This is a genomic window from Flavonifractor sp. An306 (assembly GCF_002159455.1).
Lineage (GTDB): Bacteria > Bacillota > Clostridia > Oscillospirales > Oscillospiraceae > Flavonifractor.
Window position 1 is genome coordinate 1 of sequence record NZ_NFIQ01000172.1, and the last position, 1,919, is coordinate 1,919.

1 protein-coding gene and 1 pseudogene are annotated in these 1,919 nt (G+C 52.9%); both read right to left on the reverse strand.

Annotation, left to right across the window (positions count from 1 at the left end; translation table 11 throughout):
• Nucleotides 1–197 (reverse strand): annotated as a pseudogene (locus B5F88_RS19255) (polyhydroxyalkanoate depolymerase); the annotation flags it as partial.
• A 328-nt stretch (nucleotides 198–525) separates the two neighbouring features.
• Nucleotides 526–1,919: discoidin domain-containing protein (locus tag B5F88_RS19260; RefSeq protein ID WP_140402216.1), on the reverse strand; the 1,394-nt coding region annotated here is incomplete at its 5' end.

The following is a 1,919-nucleotide window of genomic DNA, read 5'->3' on the forward strand; positions in this document are numbered from 1 at the left end:
AGGTTCCGGTTGGTCATGGCGATGTTGTTGAGCTCAATGTACTCGCAGTCGTACAGCAAAATGGACGAGGACACATAGCCCCGGTAGACATGCTGGGCATTGTCCAGCGCCGTGCCGTAGTCCTGATACCAGATGCCCTGCCCGTTGGTGTTGATCACAGGCAATGCCGCACCGCTGTCGCCATAGGCGTCAATCACAATCGGCGCCTCCTGCGTCCCTTTGACTCCCCGCAAGTGTAAAAAATCATTATAGAAATTGGAACCCCGTTCCAACAATACCCGGTCTCCCGGCTGAAGATTCATCTGACTCAATGCGGTAAGGCTATAAAGAGCCTCGGTCTCACTTTTACCGCTATTCCGGTCGTTTCCGTCAAGCGTGCTGACATAATACGTATTTCCTGTTGCCTGTGGTAGCGTGTCTCCCTCAGCTTGCGCTGTTATGGGAGGAAATACAACGCTGAACAATATCGCGGCGCATACTGCCAACGAGCATAGACGTCGTCTGATCATCAATGCCACCCTCCTTTTATTGCGAGACTATCCGTCCCAGGTAAATCTCGGCGGCGGATATAAATGTTTGCGTCCCGTCGCTGGCGGTCTTTGTGCCAGTCAGTCTGACATATTGTGCCTGCACAGGAGAAAATGTCACCGTCTTTGTGGTGTTGTCCTGAGCCCATGTGCCTGTAACGGACGGGATGGCACTCCAATCGGTGCCATCGGTGCTGAATTCAATCTTATACTCCAGAATCAGGCCATTTATTTGAGCCTGACGGGGGACATATTGGAGCGCAGATACGGTTTGGCTCTGCTTCATGTCAATGGAGATCCATGCCTGGTCTTGCGTACAGCCGTTCCAATTGCTGTGCCAAAGGGTGTCCACGTTGCCGTCTAACGCCTTTTCCGCCCCTTCTCCGCTTTGGGCGCTTCCTGCTGTAGCGGTCCAACCTGTGCGCTCATAGTACTCCGGCTCCAGGTAAAGCGTATATTGCTTCTTCTTGTCTGCAGCCGACAGGGTTAAAATATCTCCACTGAGAATGATTTGTGTTTGTTCTACCGGTGTGTCCTGGCGTGTTACTTGTGCGGTGGCCGTGCTGGTGTACTGAACTTTTTCCAGGAACTGCTCCACCGTAGTATTTTTGGGAATTCCGTTTACCGAATTGCCGGTATCCTCCTCCACAATCTGATACACATTGGAGACCAGAAGCAACTCGTCTCCCTCGTTGGCAAGCTCGCTTTCAAAGGCGCCAATATCCGGCTTTAAGCCAATGGGGTTTCCAAAGAAATCCTGGTCTGCGTGCACGCCCTGACTTTCCATTTCAAAGAGGAATGCAGGAGTGGAAACCATTGTGCCCGCGTTAATTGCACGGGAGCCGTCTTGCAGCTTGTATCCGTCCAGCGTATTCAGCGCATTCCCCTGGGCGTTGCCGGTCCCGCCCTTTCCGGGATCCACCATCAGGGATGCTCCCTCCACGGCGGTCATCTGGATGTTGTTCTCCCCGGTGGGCACATTGTTGTAGTTTACAAAGATGTTGTTTGCATAGCTGCAGCTCCCAGTCTGCCAGTTCTCATTCTTGGGTGTGCTGCCGGCATAATAAATAATGTTGTTCTTCACATCCAGCGTGCCGTAGCTGCCGGAATTGGTGTACACAAAGGGTACGTTCTCCTTGATATAGAAGGTGTTGTTATAAATGTTGGCGCGGGGACTGGTGGCCGCCACAATGACGCCGGCGCTGTCGTTCTGGCTGATATTGTAGCGGAACACGCTGTTGTAGGCGTGCTGGAGACAGATCATGAAGCAGCCGCCCTCGTTATCATGGCTGTAATTATACTGATAGACGGTCCCATCGCCCCAGTCGGCGTCCCAGGCCTGCCCGTCGCCGTTCCAGCCGCCGTCGTTATGGGTATTGTAGACCTCATTGT